31 protein-coding genes are annotated in these 26,990 nt (G+C 69.3%); 30 read left to right on the top strand and 1 reads right to left on the bottom strand.

Translation table 11 applies throughout. The features are described 5' to 3' along the window. Positions 1-40: 40 nt before the first annotated feature. The 3 genes from rplL to ACVJO7_RS06115 all read left to right on the top strand — a co-directional run bounded on the left by rplL (position 41) and on the right by ACVJO7_RS06115 (position 8,466). Positions 41-433 carry a 50S ribosomal protein L7/L12 gene (gene rplL, locus ACVJO7_RS06125; RefSeq protein ID WP_491672065.1) on the top strand — a complete coding sequence of 131 codons (393 nt, stop codon included), beginning with the start codon at positions 41-43 and terminating at the stop codon, positions 431-433. Positions 434-1,007: 574 nt separating this feature from the next. Next, positions 1,008-4,505, top strand: a complete 3,498-nt coding sequence (rpoB, locus tag ACVJO7_RS06120; RefSeq protein WP_491672064.1) for a DNA-directed RNA polymerase subunit beta — start codon at positions 1,008-1,010, stop codon at positions 4,503-4,505. Positions 4,506-4,554: 49 nt separating this feature from the next. Beyond that, positions 4,555-8,466, top strand: coding sequence for a DNA-directed RNA polymerase subunit beta' (locus ACVJO7_RS06115; protein ID WP_344028823.1), 3,912 nt, complete (start codon positions 4,555-4,557; stop codon positions 8,464-8,466). Positions 8,467-8,647: 181 nt separating this feature from the next. Here ACVJO7_RS06115 and ACVJO7_RS06110 read toward each other — a convergent pair whose 3' ends face one another. Then, positions 8,648-9,544 carry an alpha/beta hydrolase gene (locus ACVJO7_RS06110; protein ID WP_344028826.1) on the bottom strand — a complete coding sequence of 299 codons (897 nt, stop codon included), beginning with the start codon at positions 9,542-9,544 and terminating at the stop codon, positions 8,648-8,650. A 622-nt stretch (positions 9,545-10,166) separates the two neighbouring features. On the opposite strand from ACVJO7_RS06110, the gene rpsL reads away from it, so the two are divergent. The 27 genes from rpsL to ACVJO7_RS05975 all read left to right on the top strand — a co-directional run bounded on the left by rpsL (position 10,167) and on the right by ACVJO7_RS05975 (position 26,982). Further along, positions 10,167-10,541, top strand: a complete 375-nt coding sequence (gene rpsL / locus ACVJO7_RS06105) for a 30S ribosomal protein S12 (protein WP_020622943.1) — start codon at positions 10,167-10,169, stop codon at positions 10,539-10,541. Further along, a complete protein-coding gene (gene rpsG, locus ACVJO7_RS06100; RefSeq protein ID WP_344028829.1) occupies positions 10,541-11,011 on the top strand; it encodes a 30S ribosomal protein S7 in 471 nt (156 codons plus the stop codon). Before rpsL ends, rpsG begins: the two co-directional genes overlap by 1 nt. 47 nt (positions 11,012-11,058) lie before the next feature. Further along, positions 11,059-13,161, top strand: coding sequence for an elongation factor G (fusA, locus tag ACVJO7_RS06095; RefSeq protein ID WP_344028833.1), 2,103 nt, complete (start codon positions 11,059-11,061; stop codon positions 13,159-13,161). Between the two features lie 179 nt (positions 13,162-13,340). After that, positions 13,341-14,534, top strand: a complete 1,194-nt coding sequence (gene tuf / locus ACVJO7_RS06090; protein WP_344028836.1) for an elongation factor Tu — start codon at positions 13,341-13,343, stop codon at positions 14,532-14,534. 481 nt (positions 14,535-15,015) lie between these two features. Continuing rightward, positions 15,016-15,321: a 30S ribosomal protein S10 gene (rpsJ, locus tag ACVJO7_RS06085; protein ID WP_003938093.1), complete on the top strand. Its 306-nt coding sequence runs from the start codon at positions 15,016-15,018 to the stop codon at positions 15,319-15,321. A gap of 17 nt (positions 15,322-15,338) precedes the next feature. Continuing rightward, on the top strand, positions 15,339-16,010 hold the full coding sequence (gene rplC, locus ACVJO7_RS06080; protein WP_344028838.1) for a 50S ribosomal protein L3: 672 nt from the start codon (positions 15,339-15,341) through the stop codon (positions 16,008-16,010). After that, positions 16,007-16,699 (top strand): 50S ribosomal protein L4, encoded by a 693-nt coding sequence (gene rplD / locus ACVJO7_RS06075; protein ID WP_344028840.1) that lies wholly within the window; start codon positions 16,007-16,009, stop codon positions 16,697-16,699. Before rplC ends, rplD begins: the two co-directional genes overlap by 4 nt. Next, positions 16,696-16,995 (top strand): 50S ribosomal protein L23, encoded by a 300-nt coding sequence (rplW, locus tag ACVJO7_RS06070; RefSeq protein ID WP_344028843.1) that lies wholly within the window; start codon positions 16,696-16,698, stop codon positions 16,993-16,995. The genes rplD and rplW overlap by 4 nt, the downstream gene beginning before the upstream one ends. A 16-nt stretch (positions 16,996-17,011) precedes the next feature. Then, complete coding sequence (rplB, locus tag ACVJO7_RS06065; RefSeq protein WP_344028846.1) at positions 17,012-17,845, top strand: 50S ribosomal protein L2; 834 nt, start codon at positions 17,012-17,014, stop codon at positions 17,843-17,845. 14 nt (positions 17,846-17,859) lie between these two features. Then, a complete protein-coding gene (rpsS, locus tag ACVJO7_RS06060; protein WP_020622935.1) occupies positions 17,860-18,141 on the top strand; it encodes a 30S ribosomal protein S19 in 282 nt (93 codons plus the stop codon). A 38-nt stretch (positions 18,142-18,179) separates the two neighbouring features. Continuing rightward, on the top strand, positions 18,180-18,617 hold the full coding sequence (gene rplV, locus ACVJO7_RS06055) for a 50S ribosomal protein L22 (protein ID WP_344028849.1): 438 nt from the start codon (positions 18,180-18,182) through the stop codon (positions 18,615-18,617). Beyond that, the gene (gene rpsC / locus ACVJO7_RS06050; protein ID WP_344028852.1) at positions 18,617-19,453 is read left to right on the top strand and encodes a 30S ribosomal protein S3; all 837 of its coding nucleotides are present in this window, start codon (positions 18,617-18,619) and stop codon (positions 19,451-19,453) included. The genes rplV and rpsC overlap by 1 nt, the downstream gene beginning before the upstream one ends. Positions 19,454-19,455: 2 nt before the next feature. Further along, entirely contained in the window at positions 19,456-19,875 is a 420-nt protein-coding gene (rplP, locus tag ACVJO7_RS06045; RefSeq protein ID WP_344028856.1) for a 50S ribosomal protein L16, read from the top strand. Continuing rightward, on the top strand, positions 19,875-20,120 hold the full coding sequence (gene rpmC, locus ACVJO7_RS06040) for a 50S ribosomal protein L29 (protein WP_020622931.1): 246 nt from the start codon (positions 19,875-19,877) through the stop codon (positions 20,118-20,120). Before rplP ends, rpmC begins: the two co-directional genes overlap by 1 nt. After that, positions 20,117-20,401 (top strand): 30S ribosomal protein S17, encoded by a 285-nt coding sequence (gene rpsQ, locus ACVJO7_RS06035; protein ID WP_491672063.1) that lies wholly within the window; start codon positions 20,117-20,119, stop codon positions 20,399-20,401. The genes rpmC and rpsQ overlap by 4 nt, the downstream gene beginning before the upstream one ends. 8 nt (positions 20,402-20,409) lie before the next feature. Further along, on the top strand, positions 20,410-20,778 hold the full coding sequence (gene rplN, locus ACVJO7_RS06030; protein ID WP_068797776.1) for a 50S ribosomal protein L14: 369 nt from the start codon (positions 20,410-20,412) through the stop codon (positions 20,776-20,778). A gap of 15 nt (positions 20,779-20,793) precedes the next feature. Continuing rightward, complete coding sequence (gene rplX / locus ACVJO7_RS06025) at positions 20,794-21,120, top strand: 50S ribosomal protein L24 (protein WP_344029796.1); 327 nt, start codon at positions 20,794-20,796, stop codon at positions 21,118-21,120. A 1-nt stretch (position 21,121) separates the two neighbouring features. After that, the gene (gene rplE / locus ACVJO7_RS06020; RefSeq protein ID WP_344028865.1) at positions 21,122-21,685 is read left to right on the top strand and encodes a 50S ribosomal protein L5; all 564 of its coding nucleotides are present in this window, start codon (positions 21,122-21,124) and stop codon (positions 21,683-21,685) included. A 4-nt stretch (positions 21,686-21,689) separates the two neighbouring features. Then, positions 21,690-21,875 carry a type Z 30S ribosomal protein S14 gene (locus tag ACVJO7_RS06015; protein WP_068797778.1) on the top strand — a complete coding sequence of 62 codons (186 nt, stop codon included), beginning with the start codon at positions 21,690-21,692 and terminating at the stop codon, positions 21,873-21,875. A 124-nt stretch (positions 21,876-21,999) separates the two neighbouring features. After that, on the top strand, positions 22,000-22,398 hold the full coding sequence (gene rpsH, locus ACVJO7_RS06010; protein WP_491672062.1) for a 30S ribosomal protein S8: 399 nt from the start codon (positions 22,000-22,002) through the stop codon (positions 22,396-22,398). A gap of 17 nt (positions 22,399-22,415) precedes the next feature. Further along, positions 22,416-22,955 carry a 50S ribosomal protein L6 gene (gene rplF / locus ACVJO7_RS06005; RefSeq protein WP_344028871.1) on the top strand — a complete coding sequence of 180 codons (540 nt, stop codon included), beginning with the start codon at positions 22,416-22,418 and terminating at the stop codon, positions 22,953-22,955. A 41-nt stretch (positions 22,956-22,996) separates the two neighbouring features. Then, positions 22,997-23,365: a 50S ribosomal protein L18 gene (rplR, locus tag ACVJO7_RS06000; RefSeq protein ID WP_425563691.1), complete on the top strand. Its 369-nt coding sequence runs from the start codon at positions 22,997-22,999 to the stop codon at positions 23,363-23,365. Between the two features lie 34 nt (positions 23,366-23,399). Then, positions 23,400-24,032, top strand: coding sequence for a 30S ribosomal protein S5 (gene rpsE, locus ACVJO7_RS05995; protein ID WP_085912602.1), 633 nt, complete (start codon positions 23,400-23,402; stop codon positions 24,030-24,032). Between the two features lie 5 nt (positions 24,033-24,037). Next, a complete protein-coding gene (rpmD, locus tag ACVJO7_RS05990) occupies positions 24,038-24,223 on the top strand; it encodes a 50S ribosomal protein L30 (RefSeq protein ID WP_344028880.1) in 186 nt (61 codons plus the stop codon). Between the two features lie 29 nt (positions 24,224-24,252). Further along, positions 24,253-24,693 (top strand): 50S ribosomal protein L15, encoded by a 441-nt coding sequence (rplO, locus tag ACVJO7_RS05985; RefSeq protein WP_358485069.1) that lies wholly within the window; start codon positions 24,253-24,255, stop codon positions 24,691-24,693. Positions 24,694-24,988: 295 nt separating this feature from the next. After that, positions 24,989-26,299, top strand: coding sequence for a preprotein translocase subunit SecY (gene secY, locus ACVJO7_RS05980; RefSeq protein WP_491672061.1), 1,311 nt, complete (start codon positions 24,989-24,991; stop codon positions 26,297-26,299). A 128-nt stretch (positions 26,300-26,427) separates the two neighbouring features. Then, entirely contained in the window at positions 26,428-26,982 is a 555-nt protein-coding gene (locus ACVJO7_RS05975; protein ID WP_491672060.1) for an adenylate kinase, read from the top strand. The last annotated feature ends 8 nt before the right edge of the window (positions 26,983-26,990 follow it).

Raw genomic sequence — 26,990 nt, 5'->3', positions numbered from 1 at the left:
CTCCACCACCCCCAGTCTGCTGTAGAGAAAGGACGCCATCATGGCGAAGCTGTCCACCGACGAGCTGCTCGACGCCTTCAAGGAGCTCACCCTGATCGAGCTCTCGGACTTCGTGAAGAAGTTCGAGGAGACCTTCGACGTCACCGCCGCCGCCCCGGTCGCCGTCGCGGCCGCCGGCCCGGCCGCCGGTGGCGCCGCTGCTCCCGTCGAGGAGGAGAAGGACGAGTTCGACGTCGTCCTCGAGAGCGCCGGCGACAAGAAGATCCAGGTCATCAAGGTCGTCCGCGAGGTCGTCTCCGGGCTGGGCCTCAAGGAGGCCAAGGACCTCGTCGAGTCCGCCCCGAAGGCGCTCCTGGAGGCCGTGGGCAAGGACGCCGCCGAGGCCGCCAAGACCAAGCTCGAGGAGGCCGGCGCGAAGGTCTCCCTCAAGTGACCTCACGCTGAGCCGGGCGTGCCGCGCACGCCCACTCGCCCGGAGGGGCGGGACCCGCACCGGGTCCCGCCCCTCCGTCGTTGCCGGGCCGTCCGCCCGGTCGGCGCCCGGCCGGTGGCGACGATCATGAAAATCGCCCGGAACGGGCGGGGGGCTACCGGTCGTCCCGGGCATTCGACCGCTCATCGACGGATCGGGGCTTGACTCGGTGCGCCGCGCAGGTCACTCTTGGACAACGATGGTTGCCTGAGTGCTGGAATCGGCGACCTGTCTCGACAGCTGCGTCCTGAGCAGCTATAGTCATTCTTTGCGCTGCCTGCGGCCAGGCTCTGCGCGCTTGCTACCGGGAAGTATCCGGGCCGGGACTGGTTCTGCCAGGCCGACCGCCGGAGAGGGTCCGGCGGAGCGCGTGTGGGGCCCGACCGCGTTCAGCAGTGCCTGACAACAGACGGCGTGCGACGTGGGCCCGCTATCGACCGTCGGTCCGGGGGAGACCCGATCGGACCGAGGGAGACGGTAGCGCTCGCCACCGGCGTACGCCAGACGAGAAGCGCAGTTCTCGGAAGGACGCATCTTGGCTGTCTCCCGCGCCGCCGCGACCACCTCGACCCTCTCCGCTTCGGCGAACCCGAACTACCCCGGCGCACCCACCCGGGTCAGCTTCGCGAAGATCGCCGAGCCGCTGGAGGTCCCGGACCTGCTCGACCTGCAGATCCAGTCCTACGAATGGCTGGTGGGCAGCGAGGCCTGGTTCCAGCGCCGGATCGAGGCCGGCGACGACCTTCCGGTCAGCGGTCTGGAGGAGATCCTCACCGAGATCTCCCCGATCGAGGACTTCTCCGGGTCGATGTCGCTGTCCTTCTCCGATCCCCGCTTCGACGAGGTCAAGGCCTCCGTCGAGGAGTGCCGGGACAAGGACATGACCTACGGGGCCCCGCTGTTCGTCACGGCGGAGTTCACCAACAACACCACCGGCGAGATCAAGTCCCAGACGGTCTTCATGGGCGAGTTCCCGGTGATGACCGGCAAGGGCACCTTCATCATCAACGGCACCGAGCGTGTCGTGGTGTCCCAGCTCGTCCGGTCGCCCGGCGTCTACTTCGACCACGCGATCGACAAGACGACCGAGAAGGACGTCTACTCCGTCAAGATCATCCCGAGCCGGGGTGCCTGGCTGGAGTTCGACGTCGACAAGCGCGACACCGTCGGCGTCCGGATCGACCGCAAGCGCCGGCAGCCGGTCACCGTGCTGCTCAAGGCCCTCGGCTGGACCGCCGAGCAGATCGGCGAGCGCTTCGGCTTCTCCGAGACGATCATGACCACGCTGGAGAAGGACAACACCGCGGGTCAGGACGAGGCGCTGCTCGACATCTACCGCAAGCTGCGCCCCGGCGAGCCGCCGACGCGGGAGAGCGCCCAGGCCCTCCTGGAGAACCTGTTCTTCAAGGACAAGCGCTACGACATGGCCAAGGTCGGGCGCTACAAGGCCAACAAGAAGCTCGGTCTGGACATCGACAACTCGGTCGGCACGCTGACCGAGGAGGACGTCGCGACGACCATCGAGTACCTCGTCCGGCTGCACGCCGGCGAGACCACGATGACCGTCGGGGAGAACGAGATCCCGGTCGAGACCGACGACATCGACCACTTCGGCAACCGGCGCCTGCGCACCGTCGGCGAGCTGATCCAGAACCAGGTGCGGGTCGGCCTGTCCCGGACCGAGCGGGTGGTCCGTGAGCGGATGACCACGCAGGACGTCGAGGCCATCACGCCGCAGACCCTGATCAACACCCGGCCCATCACGGCCGCGATCCGGGAGTTCTTCGGCACCTCGCAGCTGTCCCAGTTCATGGACCAGCACAACCCGCTCGCGGGCCTGACCCACAAGCGCCGGCTCTCGGCGCTCGGCCCGGGCGGTCTGTCCCGGGAGCGGGCCGGCATGGAGGTCCGCGACGTCCACCCGTCGCACTACGGCCGGATGTGCCCGATCGAGACCCCGGAGGGCCCGAACATCGGCCTGATCGGGTCGCTGTCGTCGTTCGCCAGGGTCAACCCGTTCGGCTTCATCGAGACGCCGTACCGCAAGGTCGTCGACGGCGTGGTCACCTCGCAGATCGACTACCTGACGGCCGACGAGGAGGACCGCTTCGTCGTCGCCCAGGCCAACGCCCGGCTCAACGACGACGGCTCCTTCGCCGAGGACCGGGTGCTCGTCCGCCGCAAGGGCGGCGAGGTCGACCTGATCTCGCCCTCGGGCGTCGACTACATCGACGTCTCGCCGCGCCAGATGGTGTCGGTCGCGACGGCGATGATCCCGTTCCTCGAGCACGACGACGCGAACCGCGCGCTGATGGGCGCGAACATGCAGCGCCAGTCCGTGCCGCTGCTCCGCTCCGAGTCGCCGCTGGTCGGCACCGGCATGGAGCTGCGCGCCGCGGTCGACGCCGGCGACGTCGTGGTGGCCGAGCAGGCCGGTGTGGTCGAGGAGCTGTGCGCCGACTACATCACCGTCATGGACGACGAGGGGCAGCGTCAGACCTACCGTCTGAACAAGTTCCGCCGCTCGAACCAGGGCACCTGCAACAACCAGAAGCCGATCGTCGACGAGGGCGCGCGGGTCGAGGTGGGCCAGGTGCTCGCCGACGGTCCGTGCACCGAGAACGGCGAGATGGCGCTGGGCAAGAACCTGCTCGTGGCGATCATGCCGTGGGAGGGCCACAACTACGAGGACGCGATCATCCTGTCGCAGCGCCTCGTGCAGGACGACGTCCTCACCTCGATCCACATCGAGGAGCACGAGGTCGACGCCCGGGACACCAAGCTGGGTGCCGAGGAGATCACGCGGGACATCCCGAACGTCTCCGAGGACGTGCTCGCCGATCTCGACGAGCGCGGCATCATCCGGATCGGTGCCGAGGTCCAGCCCGGCGACATCCTGGTCGGCAAGGTCACCCCGAAGGGCGAGACCGAGCTGACCCCGGAGGAGCGGCTGCTGCGCGCGATCTTCGGTGAGAAGGCGCGCGAGGTGCGCGACACCTCGCTGAAGGTGCCGCACGGCGAGAACGGCAAGGTCATCGGCATCCGGGTCTTCTCCCGCGACGACGACGACGAGCTGGCTCCCGGCGTCAACGAGCTGGTCCGCGTGTACGTGGCCCAGAAGCGCAAGATCTCCGACGGCGACAAGCTCGCCGGCCGGCACGGCAACAAGGGCGTCATCGGCAAGATCCTCCCGGTGGAGGACATGCCGTTCCTCGCGGACGGCACGCCGGTCGACATCATCCTGAACACCCACGGTGTGCCGCGCCGGATGAACATCGGCCAGATCCTGGAGACCCACCTCGGGTGGATCGCCAAGACCGGCTGGGAGATCGAGGGCACGCCCGAGTGGGCCTCCCGGATGCCCGAGGAGCTGTACTCGGTGCCCGCCGACACGAAGACCGCGACCCCGGTCTTCGACGGCGCCCGCGAGCACGAGATCACCGGCCTGCTGGGCAGCACGCTGCCCAACCGGGACGGCGAGCGGATGGTCGGGTCGGACGGCAAGGCGAACCTGCTGGACGGCCGCTCCGGCGAGCCGTACCCGTTCCCGGTCGCGGTCGGCTACATGTACATCCTGAAGCTGGCCCACCTGGTGGACGACAAGATCCACGCCCGGTCCACCGGCCCGTACTCGATGATCACCCAGCAGCCGCTGGGCGGTAAGGCGCAGTTCGGTGGCCAGCGCTTCGGTGAGATGGAGTGCTGGGCGATGCAGGCGTACGGCGCGGCGTACACCCTGCAGGAGCTGCTGACGATCAAGTCCGACGACGTCGTGGGCCGGGTCAAGGTCTACGAGGCGATCGTCAAGGGCGAGAACATCCCGGAGCCGGGGATCCCCGAGTCGTTCAAGGTGCTGCTGAAGGAGCTTCAGTCGCTCTGCCTGAACGTCGAGGTGCTCTCCAGCGACGGTGCGGCGATCGAGATGCGGGACGCCGACGACGAGGACCTCGAGCGCGCCGCGGCGAACCTGGGCATCAACCTGTCCAGCCGCCCCGGCTCGGAGTCGATGACCGTCGACGACGTCGTCAACTGACCCTGCCGTTCGACTAGCCGACCTTAAAACGAAGAAACAGAGGACTTACGTGCTCGACGTCAACTTCTTCGACGAACTGCGCATCGGCCTGGCCACCGCCGAAGGCATCCGCCAGTGGTCGCACGGTGAGGTCAAGAAGCCCGAGACCATCAACTACCGCACCCTGAAGCCGGAGAAGGACGGGCTCTTCTGCGAGAAGATCTTCGGTCCGACCCGGGACTGGGAGTGCTACTGCGGCAAGTACAAGCGCGTCCGGTTCAAGGGCATCATCTGCGAGCGCTGCGGCGTCGAGGTCACCCGCGCCAAGGTGCGGCGTGAGCGGATGGGCCACATCGAGCTGGCCGCGCCGGTCACCCACATCTGGTACTTCAAGGGCGTCCCGAGCCGGCTGGGCTACCTGCTCGACCTGGCTCCCAAGGACCTCGAGAAGATCATCTACTTCGCGGCGTACGTGATCACCTCGGTGAACACGGAGCTGCGGCACAACGACATGTCCACGCTCGAGAACGAGATGAGCGTGGAGCGCCGGCGGATCGAGCAGACCCGCGACGCCGACCTGGAGGCCCGGGCCCAGAAGCTCGAGGCCGACATCGCCGAGCTCGAGGCCGAGGGTGCCAAGGGCGACGTCCGGCGCAAGGTCAAGGACGGCGGCGAGCGGGAGATGCGCCAGCTCCGCGACCGGGCCCAGCGCGAGCTGGACCGGCTCGACGAGATCTGGACCACCTTCACCAAGCTGGACGTCCAGCAGCTGATCGCGGACGAGTCGATCTACCGCGAGCTGTACGACCGCTACGGCGACTACTTCACCGGTGCCATGGGTGCCGAGGCGATCCAGAAGCTGCTGGAGAACTTCGACATCGAGGCCGAGGCCGAGAAGCTGCGCGAGATCATCCGGTCCGGCAAGGGCCAGAAGAAGCTGCGCGCGCTCAAGCGGCTGAAGGTCGTCGCGGCGTTCCAGTCCACCGGCAACTCGCCGATGGGCATGGTGCTCGACTGCGTCCCGGTCATCCCGCCGGACCTGCGCCCGATGGTGCAGCTCGACGGTGGCCGCTTCGCGACGTCGGACCTGAACGACCTGTACCGCCGGGTCATCAACCGGAACAACCGCCTCAAGCGACTGATCGACCTCGGCGCGCCCGAGATCATCGTCAACAACGAGAAGCGGATGCTGCAGGAGGCCGTCGACGCGCTGTTCGACAACGGCCGCCGCGGCCGGCCGGTGACCGGGCCGGGCAACCGCCCGCTCAAGTCGCTGTCCGACCTGCTCAAGGGCAAGCAGGGCCGGTTCCGGCAGAACCTGCTCGGCAAGCGCGTCGACTACTCCGGCCGTTCGGTCATCGTCGTCGGCCCGCAGCTGAAGCTGCACCAGTGCGGCCTGCCCAAGCAGATGGCGCTGGAGCTGTTCAAGCCGTTCGTGATGAAGCGCCTGGTGGACCTCAACCACGCGCAGAACATCAAGTCGGCCAAGCGGATGGTCGAGCGCGGCCGCTCGCAGGTGTGGGACGTGCTGGAGGAGGTCATCTCCGAGCACCCGGTGCTGTTGAACCGGGCGCCCACGCTGCACCGCCTGGGCATCCAGGCCTTCGAGCCGCAGCTGGTGGAGGGCAAGGCCATCCAGCTGCACCCGCTGGTCTGCGAGGCGTTCAACGCGGACTTCGACGGTGACCAGATGGCGGTGCACCTGCCGCTGTCGGCCGAGGCGCAGTCCGAGGCCCGGGTGCTGATGTTGTCGTCGAACAACATCCTGTCCCCGGCGTCCGGCCGCCCGCTGGCGATGCCGCGCCTGGACATGGTGACGGGTCTGTTCCACCTGACCCGCCAGCGCGACGAGGCCGAGGGCGCCGGCAATCACTACGGCTCGTCGGCCGAGGCGATCATGGCCTACGACCGGAAGGTGCTGCACCTCCAGGCGCCGATCAAGATCCGGCTCCCGCAGGTCGTGCCCACCCCGGGTGCCGCTGCCGAGTCGGTCACCGAGGAGGGCGTCTGGACGGCGGAGACGACCCTGGGCCGGGTCCTGTTCAACGAGCTCCTGCCCGCGGACTACCCGTACGTCAACGAGCCGCTGCCCAAGAAGCGCCAGGCCGCGATCATCAACGACCTGGCCGAGCGCTACTCGATGACCGAGGTCGCGCAGGTCCTGGACCGGCTCAAGGACGCGGGCTTCTACTGGGCGACCCGCTCCGGCGTCACCCTCGCCATCGACGACGTCGTGGTCCCCCCGCGCAAGCAGGAGATCCTCGACTCGTACGAGGCGAAGGCCGACCAGATCAACAAGCGCTACCAGCGTGGTGCCCTGTCGCACCAGGAGCGCAACGACGAGATGGTCAAGATCTGGTCGCAGGCCTCCGAGGAGGTCGCGCGGGCGATGGAGGAGAACTTCCCCCAGGACAACCCGATCCCGACGATCGTGCAGTCCGGTGCCGCGGGCAACATGGCCCAGGTCCGCCAGCTGGCGGGCATGAAGGGCCTGGTGGCGAACCCCAAGGGCGAGTACATCCCGCGGCCGATCAAGTCGAACTTCCGCGAGGGCCTGTCCGTGCTGGAGTACTTCATCTCCACGCACGGCACCCGGAAGGGTCTGGCGGACACCGCGCTGCGGACCGCCGACTCGGGTTACCTGACCCGGCGGCTGGTCGACGTGTCGCAGGACGTCATCGTCCGCGAGGTCGACTGCGGCACCGAGCGCGCCATCCCGATGGCGGTCACCGAGGAGACCAGCGACGGGCGGCTCATCCCGCACCGTTACCTGCGCACCTCGGTCTACGCCCGGACCTCCGGCGAGGAGGTCACCGCGCCCGACGGCACGGTCATCGTCCGCAAGGGCGACGACCTCGGTGACCCCGCACTGGACGCGCTGGTCGAGGCCGGCGTGAAGACGATCCGGGTGCGGTCCGCGCTGACCTGCGCGTCGGCCACCGGCATCTGCGGCATGTGCTACGGCCGCTCGATGGCGACCGGCAAGCTGGTCGACGTCGGCGAGGCCGTCGGCATCGTCGCCGCCCAGTCGATCGGTGAGCCGGGCACGCAGCTGACGATGCGTACCTTCCACATCGGCGGCGTGGCCGGCGACGACATCACGACCGGTCTGCCGCGTGTCACCGAGCTCTTCGAGGCCCGGGTCCCGCGCGGCAAGGCGCCGATCGCCGACGTCGACGGCCGCATCCGCATCGAGGACGGCGACCGCTTCTGGAAGATCACGCTGATCCCGGACGACGGCGGCGAGGAGATCGTCTACGAGAAGCTGTCCAAGCGGCAGTGGCTCGGGATGACCTCGGTCGACGGCGTCGAGCGGCCGCTGGCCGACGGCGACCACGTGACGGTCGGCCAGCTGCTCCTCGAGGGCACGGCGGACCCGCACGAGGTGCTGCGCGTCATGGGCCCGCGCGAGGTGCAGCTGCACCTGGTGCGTGAGGTGCAGAAGGTGTACCGCACGCAGAGCGTGGACATCCACGACAAGCACATCGAGGTCATCGTCCGGCAGATGCTGCGCCGGGTCACGATCATCGACTCCGGTGCGACCGAGTTCCTGCCCGGCGCGCTCGCCGAGCGGGGCGAGTTCGAGTCGGAGAACCGGCGCGTGGTGGCCGAGGGCAACGAGCCGGCCTCCGGCCGTCCGGTCCTCATGGGCATCACCAAGGCCTCGCTGGCGACGGAGTCGTGGCTGTCCGCGGCCTCGTTCCAGGAGACCACCCGGATCCTCACCGATGCCGCGATCAACGGAAAGCGCGACAAGCTCGTCGGGCTCAAGGAGAACGTGATCATCGGCAAGCTGATCCCGGCCGGCACCGGCATCAACCGGTACCGCAACATCCAGGTCCAGCCGACCGAGGAGGCCCGCGCGGCCGCCTACGCGCTGCCGAGCTACGACGACGGCTTCTACAGCCCCGACGTGTTCGGCACGGGCACCGGTGCCGCGGTGCCGCTGGACGACTACGACTTCGGCCGCGACTACCGCTAGGTGGTCGCACGCCCCGGGCCCGCGACGGCGGGCCCGGGGCGCCGGAGAGGTCCCGGAGGGGGCCGGACACCGCTCTCCCGTGGTGGTGTCCGGCCCCGTTCGTGCGTCCGGGCCCCGGTGCATCCCGCCCGCGGCGCACCCCGGCACCAGGCGTGCGGCGCGGCGACGGGTGGGCGGCGGATCAGCGGGTGCAGTCGGCGCGCAGGGCGAGGCCGAGCGTGCGGAGCGCGTCGTCGGCCTCGGCGAGGAGGCCGGCGAGGACCGGGAAGGCGTGCCACATCCCGGCCACCCGGGAGTACGTCACAGGCGTGCCGGCGGCGCGGGCCCGCTCCACCAGCGCGTCCGCGTCGTCGACGAGCACCTCCTCGGCGCCGGCCACCACGTGCAGCGGCGGGAGCCCGGCGAGATCGGCGTCGAGCGGGCTGAGCTCGGGCGCCCCGGCGCGGCTGCCGGTGTAGTCGGCGACCGCCGACGCCAGCCACGACGGGTCCAGCATCGCGTCGCTGGACGCGTTGCGGGACAGCGCATCCGCGGTCAGGGTGAGGTCCAGCCACGGCGAGATGAGCCCGACCGCGCCGGGCAGCTCCTCGCCCTCGGCGCGCAGCCGCAGCAGCAGCGACACGGCCAGCCCGCCCCCCGCGGAATCACCGGCCACCGCGATGCGTTGTGCAGGGTGTCCGGCGGCACGCAGCGCGTGCCAGGCGGCCAGCGCGTCGTCCAGGGCGGCCGGGAACGGGTGCTCGGGCGCCAGCCGGTACGCGGGCACGTGCACCGGCGTCCCGGTGGCCCGGGCCAGGCCGGCCACCAGCGGCCGGTGCGAGGCGGGCGAGCCGACCAGATAGCCGCCGCCGTGCAGGTAGATCACCCGGTGCGGGCCGAACGGCCCGGCCGGCGCGATCACCTCGGTGCGGACACCACCGAGCTCGCCGTGCGCGCGGCGGGTGCCGCGGGGGAGGGGGAGCGAGGCGCCGACGAGGTCGAGTCCGGCACGCCGGACGGCTACCGGTAGGGTCGGCGACAGGAGCGGCGCGACGAGCGCACGCGTGGCGAATCGGTTGACGGCCGTCGGCAGATGCATACCGGACGGTAACCGGAGTCGCGGGCGGCCGAGAGGCGGCCCGCATCCGGTGCGGCACACCGATCGCCCATCTCCGGCCCGGACGCGCCGAGCGGCCGACGATCTGCGACGAGCGGGTGAGTCCGCTTGCCAGGGACCGTCGTGTACGGCAGGGTCCGGGTCAGCAGGTCTCCTCCGGAGCTCATCTCCGGTGGATCAGAGGTCTTCCGAAGCCCCCGGAGGACCCGGAGCGGTGTCCGTGAGGGACCCGCTTTGACCGCCTTCAAGAGGGCCGAGTATCCTCGTGTCTTGCGCTCGACTCCGGTCGGGCGAGTCCGCGTGCCCCGTGGCGTACAGGTCCGAGCCGGTTGTCCCGGCCGGGCCGGCACTGCGTCCCGGTGACGGGCACGGTGGACGTCCCGACAGCCTCCGCGGGGCCCTTCCGGCTCCGAGCGTGCCCGGGGCGACACGCCCGACCTCGGGGATCGGAGCGACGGGCGGCCCGCGAGCAGCGACTCGCCGGAGCCGCTCCGGCGCCCGCCCCCCGGGGCACCGGCAGGGCCGGCAGTGCGAACACAGATGCGAACACAGAACAGCGACGAGCGAGACAGTCGAGCCACCGACGGGAAGAAGCAGACGGTTCATGCCCACGATCCAGCAGCTGGTCCGAAAGGGCCGTGAGGACAAGGTCTCGAAGACCAAGACGGCCGCGCTGAAGGGGAGCCCCCAGCGCCGCGGCGTCTGCACGCGCGTCTACACGACCACTCCGAAGAAGCCGAACTCCGCGCTGCGCAAGGTCGCCCGCGTGCGCCTGTCGAGCGGCATCGAGGTCACCGCCTACATCCCCGGTGAGGGCCACAACCTGCAGGAGCACTCGATCGTGCTGGTGCGCGGCGGGCGAGTGAAGGACCTCCCGGGTGTGCGGTACAAGGTGATCCGCGGATCGCTGGACACCCAGGGCGTCAAGAACCGCAAGCAGTCCCGCAGCCGCTACGGCGCGAAGAAGGAGAAGAGCTGATGCCCCGCAAGGGCCCCGCCCCGAAGCGTCCGCTGGTCTCGGACCCGGTCTACGGCTCGCCGCTGGTCACCCAGCTGGTGAACAAGGTGCTCAAGGACGGCAAGCGTTCGCTGGCCGAGCGGATCGTCTACGCCGCCCTGGAGGGCACCCGCGACAAGACCGGCACCGACCCGGTCGTCACGCTCAAGCGCGCGCTGGACAACGTGAAGCCGGCCCTCGAGGTGCGCAGCCGCCGCGTCGGTGGCGCCACCTACCAGGTGCCGGTGGAGGTGCGCGCCTCCCGGCAGACCACCCTGGGTCTGCGCTGGCTGGTGACCTACTCGGCCCAGCGCCGCGAGAAGACCATGATCGAGCGGCTGATGAACGAGCTGCTCGATGCGAGCAACGGCCTCGGCGCCAGCGTCAAGCGGCGCGAGGACATGCACAAGATGGCGGAGTCGAACCGCGCCTTCGCCCACTACCGCTGGTGACCGGCCGACCGTCGGGCGCCAACTCGCGATCGAGGGAGAGCTGAGCAGTGGCAGCACAGGATGTGCTGACGGACCTCACGAAGGTCCGCAACATCGGCATCATGGCCCACATCGACGCCGGTAAGACCACCACCACCGAGCGGATCCTGTACTACACCGGGATCAACTACAAGCTCGGTGAGGTGCACGACGGCGCCGCCACCATGGACTGGATGGAGGAGGAGCAGAAGCGCGGCATCACGATCACGTCCGCCGCGACGACCTGCTTCTGGAAAGACCACCAGATCAACATCATCGACACCCCCGGGCACGTCGACTTCACCGTCGAGGTGGAGCGGTCCCTGCGGGTGCTCGACGGCGCCGTCGCGGTCTTCGACGGCAAGGAGGGCGTCGAGCCCCAGTCCGAGCAGGTCTGGCGCCAGGCGACCAAGTACGACGTCCCGCGGATCTGCTTCGTCAACAAGATGGACAAGCTGGGCGCGGACTTCTACTTCACCGTCCGCACCATCAAGGACCGGCTGAACGCGACCCCGCTGCCGCTGCAGATCCCGATCGGCTCGGAGAACGACTTCATCGGTGTCGTCGACCTGGTCCAGATGCGCGCGCTGACCTGGCGCGGCGAGGTGGCCAAGGGCGAGGACTACGCGGTCGAGGAGATCCCGGCCGACCTGCAGGAGCGGGCCGAGGAGTACCGCACCATGCTGGTCGAGGCGGTCGCCGAGACCGACGACGAGCTCATGGAGCTCTACCTCGGCGGCGAGGAGCTGACCACCGAGCAGATCAAGACCGGTATCCGGGCACTGGTGACCAACCGTGCCGCGTACCCGGTCCTGTGCGGCTCGGCGTTCAAGAACAAGGGCGTCCAGCCGATGCTGGACGCGGTCATCGACTACCTGCCGTCGCCGTACGACGTGCCGCCGGTCGAGGGCTTCCTGACCGACGGCGAGACCGCGGCGAGCCGCAAGCCGTCGAAGGACGAGCCGTTCTCGGCGCTCGCGTTCAAGATCGCCGCGCACCCGTTCTTCGGCAAGCTGACCTACGTCCGGGTGTACTCGGGCCGGGTCGCCGCCGGCGCGCAGATCATCAACTCGACCAAGGACCGCAAGGAGCGCATCGGGAAGCTCTTCCAGATGCACTCCAACAAGGAGAACCCGGTCGACGAGGCCATCGCGGGCCACATCTACGCGGTGATCGGCCTGAAGGACACGACCACCGGGGACACGCTCTGCGACCCGCAGAACCCGATCGTCCTCGAGTCGATGACCTTCCCGGACCCGGTCATCCAGGTGGCCGTCGAGCCGAAGTCGAAGGCGGACCAGGAGAAGCTCTCCCTGGCGATCCAGAAGCTGGCCGAGGAGGACCCGACGTTCCAGGTCTCCCTGGACGACGAGACCGGCCAGACGATCATCGCCGGCATGGGTGAGCTGCACCTCGAGGTGCTGGTCAACCGGATGAAGTCCGACTTCAAGGTCGAGGCGAACATCGGCAAGCCGCAGGTCGCCTACCGGGAGACCATCCGGCAGCCGGTCACCAAGTACGAGTACACGCACAAGAAGCAGACCGGTGGCTCGGGCCAGTTCGCCCGCGTCATCATCAGCCTCGAGCCGCTCACCGGCGGCGACGGTGCGCTGTACGAGTTCGAGAACAAGGTCACCGGTGGTCGCATCCCGCGGGAGTACATCCCGTCGGTCGACCAGGGTGTCCAGGACGCCATGCAGTACGGCATCCAGGCCGGCTACCCGGTGGTCGGCGTGAAGCTGACGCTGCTGGACGGGCAGTACCACGAGGTCGACTCCTCGGAGATGGCCTTCAAGGTCGCCGGTTCGATGGCGTTCAAGGAGGCGGCCCGCAAGGCGAGCCCCGCCATCCTCGAGCCGATGATGGCCGTCGAGGTCATGACGCCCGAGGACTACATGGGCGACGTCATCGGCGACCTCAACTCCCGCCGCGGCCAGGTCCAGGCCATGGAGGAGCGGGCAGGCGCCCGCGTCGTCAAGGCGCTCGTGCCGCTGTCCGAGATGTTCGGCTACGTCGGCGACCTGCGGTCGCGGACCCAGGGCCGGGCGAACTACACGATGGTCTTCGACTCCTACGCGGAGGTGCCGCAGAACGTGGCCAAGGAGATCATCGCGAAGGCGACGGGCGAGTAAGCATCGCAGCGAGCGCCAGCGAGCGAGGAACGCAGTAACGAGTTCCCCCGGGGCGGGCTCCGGCCCGACCTGCTCGGAGGGTGCGGTCCGCGGATCGGTAAGGTCCGCGGCCCGCACCTCACACCACCAGACCTGCCGTCAGCTCGGCGGAGAACAAGACAGTCCAGGAGGACCCAGCAGTGGCGAAGGCGAAGTTCGAGCGGACCAAGCCGCACGTCAACATCGGCACCATCGGTCACATCGACCACGGCAAGACCACGCTGACGGCGGCCATCACCAAGGTTCTGCACGACAAGTTCCCGAACCTCAACGAGGCTTCGGCGTTCGACATGATCGACAAGGCGCCCGAGGAGCGCCAGCGCGGTATCACGATCTCCATCGCGCACGTCGAGTACCAGACCGAGAAGCGGCACTACGCCCACGTGGACTGCCCCGGTCACGCCGACTACGTCAAGAACATGATCACCGGTGCCGCCCAGATGGACGGCGCGATCCTGGTGGTCGCGGCGACCGACGGCCCGATGCCGCAGACCCGTGAGCACGTGCTCCTGGCCCGCCAGGTCGGCGTGCCCTACATCGTCGTCGCGCTGAACAAGGCCGACATGGTCGACGACGAGGAGATCATGGAGCTCGTCGAGATGGAGGTCCGTGAGCTGCTGTCGGCTCAGGACTACCCGGGCGACGACCTCCCGATCGTCCGCGTCTCGGCGCTGAAGGCGCTCGAGGGCGACGACACCTGGGCCGAGGCCATCGTCCAGCTGATGGACGCGGTCGACGAGGCCATCCCGGAGCCGGAGCGGGACATCGAGAAGCCGTTCCTCATGCCGGTCGAGGACGTCTTCACGATCACCGGTCGCGGCACGGTCGTCACCGGCCGCATCGAGCGGGGCATCGTCAAGGTCAACGAGTCGGTCGACATCGTCGGCATCCGGCCCAACAAGACCTCGACCACCGTCACCGGTGTCGAGATGTTCCGCAAGATCCTCGACGAGGGCCGGGCCGGCGAGAACGTCGGTCTGCTCCTGCGCGGCATCAAGCGTGAGGACGTGGAGCGCGGCCAGGTCGTCGTGAAGCCGGGTTCGATCACCCCGCACACCGAGTTCGAGGGCCAGGTGTACATCCTGGGCAAGGACGAGGGCGGCCGTCACACTCCGTTCTTCAACAACTACCGTCCGCAGTTCTACTTCCGGACGACCGACGTGACCGGCGTCGTGACCCTCCCGCAGGGCACCGAGATGGTCATGCCGGGTGACAACACCACCATGAGCGTTCAGCTGATCCAGCCGATCGCCATGGAGGAGGGCCTGCAGTTCGCCATCCGTGAGGGTGGCCGGACCGTGGGTGCCGGACAGGTCACCAAGATCAACTCCTGAGGTGGCGGGGGCGGCCGGCCGGACCCGATCCGGCCGGCCGCCCTCCGATCCACCCCCGGTCGAGGGCGCTGCACGAGCGTGTGGCATCCTTGACGGGTTGCACGATGAGCATGGCGCGCGGAAGCGCCGCCCCTGTTCCCGGACCTCCGGTAGTCCAGGTGTCGCGCCCCACGCGCCATGTTCCTTGTGACCCCCCGGCCGCGAGGCCGGGATAACCGAGCGACATGCCCGCCCCAAGGGGGTGGGACGCGGTGACCCGGGCACGACCATGGGAACCGGGCGCGACACGCCCGACCTCGTGGACCGGAGAGCCCCGGCAGGAGCGAGGTCCCGGAGCACCGGGACCACTCCGGGCCGACAGACCTGAACAGAGCACGGGCCGTAGCCGGCCGCAGACGGTGGAGAGCTCGCGCCGTGCTGTCTCGAACGGGGCCGACACCGCGCAACCCCCGCGGCAGGAAGAAGAGGACGACCGACGACCATGGCGGGACAGAAGATCCGCATCAGGCTCAAGGCCTATGACCACGAGGCAATCGACGCGTCTGCTCGCAAGATCGTGGAGACCGTGACGCGTACCGGTGCCCGGGTCGTCGGCCCCGTGCCGTTGCCGACCGAGAAGAACGTGTACTGCGTCATCCGCTCGCCGCACAAGTACAAGGACTCGCGCGAGCACTTCGAGATGCGCACGCACAAGCGGCTGATCGACATCCTCGACCCGACGCCGAAGACCGTCGACGCGCTCATGCGCATCGACCTCCCGGCGAGCGTCGACGTCAACATCCAGTAGGCGTGGGGGCGAAGACGATGAAGACGACTGCGACCAAGCAGACGAAGAAGGTCACCGGGATCCTGGGCACCAAGCTCGGGATGACCCAGGTGTTCGACGAGAACAACCGCGTCGTGCCGGTCACCGTGGTTCAGGCCGAGCCGAACGTCGTGACCCAGGTGCGCTCCGAGGAGACCGACGGCTACACCGCCGTCCAGCTCGCCTACGGCGCCATCGACCCGCGCAAGGTGAACAAGCCGGAGACCGGCCACTTCGCCAAGGCGGGCGTCACGCCGCGCCGGCACCTGCTGGAGCTGCGCACCTCCGACGCCGCCGACTACACGCCGGGCCAGGAGGTCACCGTCGAGGCGTTCGCCGAGGTGGCCGAGGTCGACGTGGTCGGCGTGACCAAGGGCAAGGGCTTCGCCGGTGTCATGAAGCGTCACGGCTTCCACGGCCTGGGCGCCTCGCACGGCACCCAGCGCAAGCACCGTTCGCCGGGCTCCATCGGCGGCTGCGCCACCCCGGGCCGCGTGTTCAAGGGTGTGCGGATGGCCGGCCGGATGGGCTCGAACCGCCAGACCACGCAGAACCTGAAGGTTCACCGGGTGGACGCCGAGCGCGGCCTGCTGCTCATCAAGGGCGCGGTCCCCGGTCCCCGCGGTGGGCTCGTCGTGGTGAAGACCCCCGCGAAGGGTGATGGCAAGTGAGCACCGTGCAGATCAAGACCCCCGAGGGCACCGCGAAGGGCAGCGTCGAGCTGCCGGAGCACGTCTTCGACACGACGGCGAACATCGCGCTGATGCACCAGGTGGTGACCGCGCAGCTGAACGCGGCCCGCCAGGGCACGCACGACACCAAGGGCCGCGGCGAGGTCCGCGGCGGTGGCCGCAAGCCGTACCGGCAGAAGGGCACCGGCCGCGCCCGTCAGGGCTCGGTCCGCGCGCCGCAGTTCGCCGGCGGTGGCATCGTGCACGGCCCGACGCCGCGCGACTACTCGCAGCGGACCCCGAAGAAGATGAAGGCCGCCGCCCTGCGTGGCGCCCTCTCCGACCGGGCCCGCGCCGGCCGCGTGCACGTCGTGACCGAGTTCCTGGCCGAGGGCACGCCCTCGACGAAGGCGGCCCGCAAGGTCCTCGAGACCGTGCTGCCCGAGGCCGGGACCAGCCGGGTGCTGGCCGTCGTCGAGCGCGGCGCCGAGACCACCCTGCTGAGCCTGCGCAACCTGCCGCAGGTGCACCTGATCGCGCCGGACCAGCTGAACACCCACGACGTGCTGATCAACGACGTCGTGCTGTTCACGCAGGTGGCACTGGACGAGTTCCTGGCGGGCCCGGTCGCGAAGCCGAAGGCCGCCGGCCGGCGTTCCGCCGGCACCGCTGAGGAGGCCGACAAGTGATCACGGACCCGCGGGACGTGTTGCTGCGTCCGGTCGTCTCGGAGAAGAGCTACGGGCTGCTCGACGAGCGCCAGTACACCTTCATCGTCGCGCCGGACGCGAACAAGACCCAGATCAAGATCGCCGTGGAGAAGGTGTTCGGGGTCAAGGTGACCAGCGTGAACACGCTGAACCGCCCGGGCAAGCGCAAGCGCTCCCGCACCGGCTACGGCAAGCGCAAGGACACCAAGCGCGCGGTCGTCACGCTCTCCCCGGAGAGCAAGACGATCGACGTCTTCGGTGGCCCGGCGAGCTGAGGGAGCGAGCAGACCGATGGCCATTCGTAAGTACAAGCCGACGACGTCGGGCCGCCGTGGCTCGAGCGTCTCGGACTTCGCCGAGATCACCCGGGACCACCCGGAGAAGTCGCTGCTGCGCCCGCTGCACAACCGTGGCGGCCGCAACGTGCACGGGCGGGTCACCGCCCGGCACCAGGGTGGCGGCCACAAGCGTGCCTACCGCCTGATCGACTTCCGTCGCAACGACAAGGACGGGATCCCGGCGAAGGTCGCGCACATCGAGTACGACCCGAACCGCACCTCGCGGATCGCACTGCTGCACTACGCCGACGGCGAGAAGCGCTACATCATCGCGCCGGCCCGGCTGAAGCAGGGCGACCCGATCGAGAACGGCCCCCGGGCCGACATCAAGGTGGGCAACAACCTGCCGCTGCGCAACATCCCGACGGGCACCGTGGTGCACGCGATCGAGCTCCGCCCCGGTGGCGGCGCCAAGATCGCGCGCTCGGCCGGTGCCGGCGTCCAGCTGGTCGCCAAGGACGGGCCCTACGCGCAGCTGCGGATGCCCTCCGGCGAGATCCGCAACGTCGACGTCCGCTGCCGCGCGACGATCGGCGCGGTCGGCAACTCGGAGCACGCCAACATCAACTGGGGCAAGGCAGGCCGGATGCGGTGGAAGGGCAAGCGCCCGACCGTCCGTGGTGTCGCCATGAACCCGGTGGACCACCCGCACGGTGGTGGTGAGGGCAAGACCTCCGGTGGCCGCCACCCGGTCAACCCGGCCGGTACCCCCGAGGGCCGCACCCGCAAGAACAAGCCCTCCGACAAGTTGATCGTCCGCCGGCGCCGTACCGGCAAGAAGCGCTGAGCAGGGAGGTAAAGATGCCGCGCAGCCTGAAGAAGGGCCCCTTCGTGGACGACCACCTGCTCAAGAAGGTGGACGCCCTCAACGAGTCCGGCAAGAAGACCGTCATCCGCACGTGGTCCCGTCGGTCCACGATCATCCCGGACATGATCGGTCACACCATCGCGGTGCACGACGGCCGCAAGCACGTGCCGGTGTTCGTGTCCGACTCGATGGTCGGGCACAAGCTGGGCGAGTTCGCCCCGACCCGGACCTTCCGGGGACACATCAAGGACGACCGCAAGGCGCGTCGGCGCTAGAAGCCGGCCCGAGTAGCGACTAGGAGAGGTGGAGAAAGATGGCTGATGCTGTGAAGACAGCAGCCGACACCACCGGCGCTGCGCTCGAGCCGACTCGTGCGCGCGCCGTGGCAAGGTTCGTCCGCAGTTCGCCGATGAAGACCCGTCGTGTCGTGGACCTGGTCCGCGGCCTGCCGGTCGACGAGGCGCTCGCGATCCTGCGGTTCTCGCCGCAGGCTGCGGCCGAGCCGGTGGCGAAGGTCGTGGCGAGCGCCGCGGCCAACGCCCAGAACAACCTGGACCTGAACCCGGACACCCTCGTGGTGGCCGTGGCGATGGTCGACGAGGGCCCGACGCTCAAGCGGATCCGGCCGCGCGCCCAGGGGCGCGCCTACCGGATCCGCAAGCGGACGAGCCACATCACCATCGAGGTCGAGTCGGTCCCGAAGCGGACCCAGCAGGCCGGCCGTCGTGGTGCGAAGGGGAGGGCCCGCTGATGGGGCAGAAGATCAACCCGCACGGCTTCCGCCTGGGCATCACCACGGACTGGAAGTCCCGCTGGTACGCGGACAAGCAGTACTCGGAGTACGTCAAGGAGGACGTCGAGATCCGCCGCATGCTCTCCAAGGGCATGGAGCGGGCCGGCATCTCCAAGGTCGAGATCGAGCGGACCCGGGACCGGGTGCGGGTGGACATCCACACCGCCCGTCCGGGCATCGTGATCGGCCGGCGTGGCGCCGAGGCCGACCGGATCCGGGGCAACCTCGAGAAGCTGACCCGCAAGCAGGTCCAGCTGAACATCCTCGAGGTCAAGAACTCGGAGTCGGACGCGCAGCTCGTCGCCCAGGGCGTCGCCGAGCAGCTGTCGAACCGGGTCGCCTTCCGGCGGGCCATGCGCAAGGCCATCCAGTCGGCCATGCGCAGCCCGCAGGTCAAGGGCATCCGGGTCCAGTGCTCGGGCCGCCTCGGCGGTGCCGAGATGTCGCGGTCGGAGTTCTACCGCGAGGGCCGGGTCCCGCTGCACACGCTGCGCGCGGACATCGACTACGGCCTGTTCGAGGCCCGGACCTCCTTCGGCCGGATCGGCGTGAAGGTCTGGATCTACAAGGGCGACGTCGTCGGTGGCCGCCGCGAGGGCGCGCCCGCCGCCGAGGCGCCGGGCCGTGGCCCGCGCCGCGAGCGTCCGGCCCGCCGCCGGTCGGGTGCCTCGGGCACCACCGCGACCAGCACCGAGGCCGGGCGTGCCGCGCAGAGCGGCCAGGGCGGCGCGGCCACCGCGACCGTCGAGGCCCCGGCGTCCACCGACAACCAGAGCAACGGTGGGGAGAGCTAGAGATGCTGATCCCACGCAAGGTCAAGCACCGCAAGCAGCACCGGCCGAAGCGTAAGGGCATGGCCAGCGGCGGCACGGCGGTCACCTTCGGCGACTGGGGCATCCAGGCGCTGGAGCCGGCCTACGTGACCAACCGGCAGATCGAGTCCGCGCGTATCGCGATCAACCGGCACATCCGTCGTGGCGGGAAGATCTGGATCAACGTCTTCCCGGACATCCCGATGACGAAGAAGCCGGCCGAGACCCGGATGGGTTCCGGCAAGGGCTCGCCGGAGAAGTGGGTCACGAACGTGAAGCCGGGCCGGGTCCTCTTCGAGATGACCTACCCGAACAAGGAGACCGCTCACGAGGCGCTCCGCCGGGCCATCCACAAGCTGCCCATGAAGTGCCGGATCGTGTCCCGTGAGGGTGGTGACATCTGATGGCGAGCAGTGGCAACACCAAGGCTGCCGAGCTGCGCGAGCTCTCCGACGAGGAGCTGGTCGTGCGCGTCCGGGAGGCCAAGGAGGAGCTGTTCAACCTCCGCTTCCAGATGGCCACCGGGCAGCTGGACAACAACCGGCGGCTGCGGGCCGTCCGCCACGACATCGCGCGTTGCTACACGGTGATGCGTGAGCGTGAGCTCGGCCTGTCCGCCGCCCCGACCGAGAGCGAGGGCGCGGCGTGACTGAGCAGGCCAGCACCGAGCAGAACACCCAGCGCGGGGAGCGCAAGGTCCGCGAGGGCCTGGTCGTGTCCGACAAGATGGAGAAGACGATCGTCGTCTCCCTCGAGGACCGCGTGAAGCACCCCCTGTACGGCAAGGTCATCCGCCGGACCAACAAGGTCAAGGCGCACGACGAGGGGAACACCGCCGGCGTCGGCGACCGTGTTCGCCTCATGGAGACCCGCCCGCTGTCGGCGACCAAGCGCTGGCGGCTGGTGGAGATCCTCGAGAAGGCCAAGTAGGAGTCACAGTGATCCAGCAGGAGTCGCGGCTGCGCGTCGCCGACAACACCGGTGCCAAGGAGATCCTGTGCATCCGGGTGCTGGGCGGCTCCGCGCGGCGCTACGCCGGGATCGGCGACGTCATCGTCGCCACGGTCAAGGAGGCCATCCCCGGCGCCGGCGTGAAGCGCGGTGACGTCGTCAAGGCGGTCATCGTGCGCACCAAGAAGGAGAAGCGCCGTCCCGACGGCAGCTACATCCGTTTCGACGAGAACGCCGCTGTCCTGATCAAGCCGGACAACGGACCTCGGGGGACCCGAATCTTCGGCCCGGTCGGGCGCGAGCTGCGCGACCGCAAGTTCATGAGGATCATCTCCCTCGCTCCGGAGGTGCTCTGATTCATGAAGGCGAAGATGAAGGTGAAGAAGGGCGACACCGTGCTGGTGATCGCCGGTAAGGACAAGGGCGCCAAGGGCAAGGTCATCGCGGCCTACCCGGAGCGTCAGCGCGTGCTGGTCGAGGGCGTGAACCGGATCAAGAAGCACACCCGGATCAGCCAGAACCAGCGTGGAGCCGAGAGCGGCGGGATCGTCACCCAGGAGGCGGCCATCCACGTCTCGAACGTGATGGTCGTCGACTCAGACGGCAAGCCGACCCGCGTCGGCCGGTCGACCGTCGAGGGCGAGGACGGCACGTCCCGCCGGGTCCGGATCTCCAAGCGCAACGGGAAGGAGATCTGAGATGACCACCGCAGAGAAGACCCTCCCGCGCCTCAAGCAGCGCTACCGCGACGAGATCCTCGACAAGCTCCGTGAGGACTTCGGCTACACCAACGTCATGCAGATCCCCGGCCTGACCAAGGTCGTGGTGAACATGGGTGTCGGTGACGCCGCCCGGGACTCGAAGCTGATCGACGGTGCCCTGCGCGACCTGGCCATCATCACCGGCCAGAAGCCGCAGCTGCGCCGCGCGACCAAGTCGATCGCGCAGTTCAAGCTGCGCGAGGGCATGCCGATCGGCGCCAAGGTGACCCTCCGGAACGACCGCATGTGGGAGTTCCTGGACCGGCTGCTGACGATCGCGCTGCCGCGTATCCGGGACTTCCGGGGTCTGTCCGGCGACCAGTTCGACGGGCGCGGCAACTACACGTTCGGCCTCACCGAGCAGTCGATGTTCCACGAGATCGACCCGGACACCATCGACCGCCCGCGGGGCATGGACATCACCGTGGTGACCACCGCGACCACGAACGCCGAGGGCCGGGCGCTGCTGCGTCACCTGGGCTTCCCGTTCAAGGAGAACTGAGCGAATGGCGAAGAAGGCGCTCATCAACAAGGCGAACGCGACGCCCAAGTTCGCGGTTCGCGGTTACACCCGCTGCCAGAAGTGCGGCCGGCCGCGTGCGGTCTTCCGCAAGTTCGGCCTCTGCCGCGTGTGCCTGCGCGACATGGCACACGCCGGCGAGCTGCCGGGTGTGAGCAAGTCCAGCTGGTGATCCGAGAGGTCCCGCGCCGCGGGGCCCGGGTCGACCCGATCGCCGAAGGCCCGCACCGGCACGGCGCCCCGAGCAGGGGCGCCGCGCCGGTACGCGGAACCACGGTGGGAAAGAGACAGACACCATGACGATGACCGATCCGATCGCAGACATGCTCACCCGTCTGCGGAACGCGAACTCGGCCTACCACGACCGCGTGGTGATGCCGCACTCCAAGCTGAAGGTCTCCATCGCGGAGATCCTGCAGAAGGAGGGCTACATCGCCGCCCACCACACCGAGGACGCCGAGGTCGGCAAGGCCCTGGTCGTCGAGCTGAAGTACGGCCGCAACCGGGAGCGGAGCATCGCCGGCCTGCGCCGCGTCTCCAAGCCCGGTCTGCGGGTCTACGCGAAGTCGACGAACCTGCCGCGGGTCCTCGGGGGCCTCGGCGTGGCGATCATCTCGACCTCGCGGGGTCTGATGACCGACCAGCAGGCCTACCGGAGCGGCGTGGGCGGGGAAGTCCTCGCCTACGTCTGGTGAGAGAGGGGTAACGAACGATGTCTCGCATCGGAAAGCTGCCCGTCACCGTCCCGTCCGGCGTGGAGATCACCATCGACGGCCGCACGGTCACCGCGAAGGGCCCCAAGGGCACCCTGTCGCACACCGTCGTCGAGCCGATCTCGGTCGAGCGCGACGACGACGGTGCGGTGCTGGTGAAGCGCCCGAACGAGGAGCGCGAGGTCCGGGCCTTCCACGGCCTGTCCCGCTCCCTCGTCAACAACATCGTGGTCGGCGTCAGCGCCGGGTACGAGAAGAAGCTGGAGATCCACGGCGTCGGTTACCGGGTCCAGCTCAAGGGCTCGAACCTGGAGTTCGCCCTGGGCTACTCGCACCCGGTCGTGATCGAGCCGCCGGAGGGGATCACCTTCGCGGTCGAGTCCCCGACCCGGTTCTCGGTCTCCGGTATCGACAAGCAGCTGGTCGGCGAGATCGCCGCGAACATCCGGAAGCTGCGCCGCCCGGACCCGTACAAGGGCAAGGGCGTGCGGTACGCCGGCGAGCAGGTCCGCCGCAAGGTCGGGAAGACGGGTAAGTGATGGCCGAGAACGACACCGTGTCGGGTGCCGCCCGGCGGCGGATGGCGTCGCAGGTGGCGCGTGCGCGCCGCGACTCGCGCCTCCGCCGGCACGCCCGGCTCCGCAAGAAGATCTCCGGGACGCCGGTGCGCCCGCGCCTGGCGGTCAACCGCTCGTCGCGGCACATCACCGTGCAGCTGATCGACGACCTGGCCGGGCACACCCTGGCGCACGCGTCGACGCTGGACACCGAGGTGCGCGGCGTGGACGGCGACAAGAAGGCCAAGGCGGCCAAGGTCGGCGAGCTCATCGCCGCCCGCGCCAAGGAGGCCGGCATCTCCGCGGTCGTGTTCGACCGCGGCGGGCTGCGCTACCACGGGCGGATCGCCGCCCTGGCCGACGCCGCCCGCGAGGGGGGCCTGGAGTTCTGATGAACCAGACCGAGAACACTGAAGGGATCGTCTGATGCCGGGACGTACGCGGCGTGACGGCGGAGGGCCCGGCGGCGGTAGCAATGACAACCGCAACAGCCGGGACCGCCGCGACGGTGGCCGTGGCGGGGCGGCCCAGGACAAGACCCCGTACATCGAGCGGCTGGTCACGATCAACCGCGTGGCCAAGGTCGTCAAGGGCGGCCGCCGGTTCAGCTTCACCGCGCTGATGATCGTCGGCGACGGTGACGGCCTGGTGGGCGTCGGCTACGGCAAGGCCAAGGAGGTGCCGGCCGCGATCGCCAAGGGCGTGGAGGAGGCGAAGAAGAACTTCTTCCGCGTCCCGCGCATCGGCGGCACGATCGTGCACCGCGTGCAGGGTGAGGCCGCCGCGGGCGTCGTCATGCTGCGCCCGGCCTCGCCGGGTACCGGTGTCATCGCCGGCGGCCCGGTCCGCGCGGTGCTGGAGTGCGCGGGGATCTCGGACATCCTGTCCAAGTCCCTCGGCTCCGACAACGCGATCAACATCGTGCACGCCACGGTGGCCGCGCTGAAGGCGGTGCAGCGTCCGGAGGAGGTCGCGGCCCGCCGCGGCCTGCCGCTCGAGGACGTCGCCCCGGCCAGCATGATGCGTCAGCGCGCCGAGGCCGACGCGGCGAGGGTGTGAGCGACATGGCCACGTTGAGGATCACCCAGGTGAAGAGCCGGATCGGGGCGAAGCAGAACCAGCGCGACACGCTGCGTTCGCTGGGCCTGCGCAAGATCCGGCAGACGGTGGAGCGCCCGGACACCCCGCAGAACCGCGGGTACGTCCACACGGTGCGCCACCTCGTGACCGTGGAGGAGGTGGCGCAGTGAGCACTGCGGACGAGAACTCCGGCAGCGGCGTGATCAAGCTGCACGACCTGCGTCCGGCCCCGGGCTCGAAGACCGCCAGGACCCGGGTGGGTCGCGGCGAGGGCTCGAAGGGCAAGACCGCGGGCCGCGGCACCAAGGGCACCAAGGCCCGCAAGACGGTGTCGCCGCGCTTCGAGGGCGGGCAGATGCCGCTGCACATGCGGCTGCCCAAGCTCAAGGGCTTCAAGAACCGGTTCAAGGTCGAGTACCAGGTCGTGAACGTCGGCGACCTCGCCACCCTGTTCCCGCAGGGCGGCGAGATCGGCCCGGCCGAGCTGGTCGAGGCCGGTGCGGTGCGCCGCAACCAGCTGGTGAAGGTGCTCGGCGAGGGTGAGCTCTCGGGCGTCGCCCTCACCGTGAAGGCACACAAGTTCTCCGCCTCCGCCCGGGAGAAGATCTCGGCGGCGGGCGGCTCGGTCACCGAGCTCTGACCCGGACCGAGCACAGAACACCGCCACGGCGCCGTCCATGTGCCCGTGACCCGCTCCGCCGGGTCGGGGCCCGTGGGCGGCGCCGAGGCGTTTCCGGGCCGCTGTTAGAGTCACGATCGGGCCTCGGGTCCACGTGCAGCGGGAGCGGCGCGGCCACGGCCGGGTCCCCCGCAGGGAGGGACCGTTCGGTCCCCACCCGGCCCGGGAGGCGCGGAACGCGCCCCCCATCCGGCCGACCCCGTCCGGGGCCGGCGCAGGCGGTGTCGGGCCGCCGACGTCGTAGGAGGATCACCGAGTGCTCAGCGCAGTCCGGTCGGCCCTGACCACGCCGGATCTCCGCAAGAAGATCCTCTTCACGCTGGCGATCGTGGCGGTGTACCGGCTCGGGGCGAACATCCCCTCGCCGGGGGTGTCCTACCCGAACATCCAGGAATGCGTCCGCCAGGTCGAGGGCGGCGACAATGCGAGCGTCTACTCGCTGATCAACCTGTTCTCCGGCGGGGCACTGCTCCAGCTGTCGATCTTCGCGCTGGGCATCATGCCCTACATCACCGCGAGCATCATCGTGCAGCTGCTGCAGGTCGTCATCCCGCGGTTCGAGCAGCTGAAGAAGGAAGGCCAGTCCGGCCAGGCGAAGCTGACGCAGTACACCCGGTACCTGACGATCGGCATCGCGATCCTGCAGGCGACCGGGTTCGTGGCGCTCGCCGAGCGCGGGCAGCTGTTCCAGGGCTGCGCGCTGCCGATCATCCCGGACTCGTCGGTCTTCACCCTGGTCGTCATCGTGACCACGATGGTCGCCGGCACCACGCTGGTGATGTGGCTGGGCGAGCAGGTCACCGAGCGCGGCGTCGGCAACGGCATGTCGCTGCTCATCTTCGCCTCGATCGCGCACCGGATCCCGGCCGAGGGCCGGCTCATCCTGGAGAACTCCGGCGGCCTGGTCTTCGCCGGTGTCTGCGTGTTCGGCCTCGCCATCATCGCGAGCGTCGTGTTCGTCGAGAACGGCCAGCGCCGGATCCCGGTCCAGTACGCCAAGCGGATGGTCGGGCGCCGGATGTACGGCGGCACCTCGACCTACCTCCCGCTGAAGGTCAACCAGGCCGGCGTCGTGCCGGTGATCTTCGGCAGCTCGCTGCTGTACCTGCCCGACCTGGTGGCCCGGCTCGCCGGGAACGAGGGCGGCTGGTTCCAGCAGTTCGTGCAGACCTATCTGGTCGATCAGTCCAGTCCTGTGCACATCGCCATGTACATGGCGCTGATCATCTTCTTTACGTACTTCTACGTCGGGATCACGTTCAACCCGGACGACCGCGCCGAGGACATGAAGAAGTACGGCGGCTTCATCCCGGGCATCCGGCCGGGCCGCCCGACCGCCGAGTACCTGAACTTCGTGCTCAGTCGCATCACCCTGCCGGGATCGCTCTACCTCGGCATCATCGCGGTGCTCCCGAACTTCTTCCTCGGCATCACCGGCACCGGGCAGAACCAGAACTTCCCGTTCGGCGGGACGGCGGTTCTGATCATGGTGACAGTGGGCCTCGACACCCTGAAGCAGATCGAGAGCCAGCTCATGCAGCGGAACTACGAGGGTTTCCTGCGTTAGGCTCGCCCGCAGCGTGGCCGTGCGGGAACCCCGGTCGGGGCCCCGGCCTCGGATCGGGTGCCGTGGCACCGTGGCGCCGGCGGCGATGCCGGTGCCGAGCAGATGAGACTTCAGGAGGTCGGGTTCGCGTGCGACTCGTTCTGGTGGGACCGCCCGGCGCGGGCAAGGGAACGCAGGCTGAGCAGATGGCGAAGCGGCTGGACGTCCCGCACATCTCGACGGGCGACCTGTTCCGCGCCAACCTCCGCGACGAGACCGAGCTCGGTCGCGAGGCGAAGCGGTACATGGACGCGGGGGACCTGGTCCCCGACGAGGTGACCGTGGGCATGGTCCGCGACCGCCTCGGCGACGCCGACACCGCGAAGGGCTTCATCCTCGACGGGTTCCCGCGCAACACCGCCCAGGCGGCGTCGCTCGGCGAGATCTTGGACGAGAAGGGCCTCCGGCTCGACGCGGTCGTGCAGTTCGACGTCGAGGACGAGGTCGTCGTGCAGCGGCTGCTCGGTCGCGGCCGCAGCGACGACAACGAGGACACCATCCGCAACCGGCAGCGCGTGTACCGCGAGGAGACCGCGCCGCTGCTGGACCACTACCGTGACCAGCTGGTCACCATCGACGCGGTCGGCGAGGTCGACGAGATCACCGACCGGGTGCTCGCGGCGCTGAAGAAGTACGGCGCCTGACACCCGGC

It is taken from the genome of Pseudonocardia sp. DxW (assembly GCF_058448985.1).
Note: the sequence above shows the minus strand (reverse complement) of the source record. Positions and strands in the feature narration are given on the sequence as shown.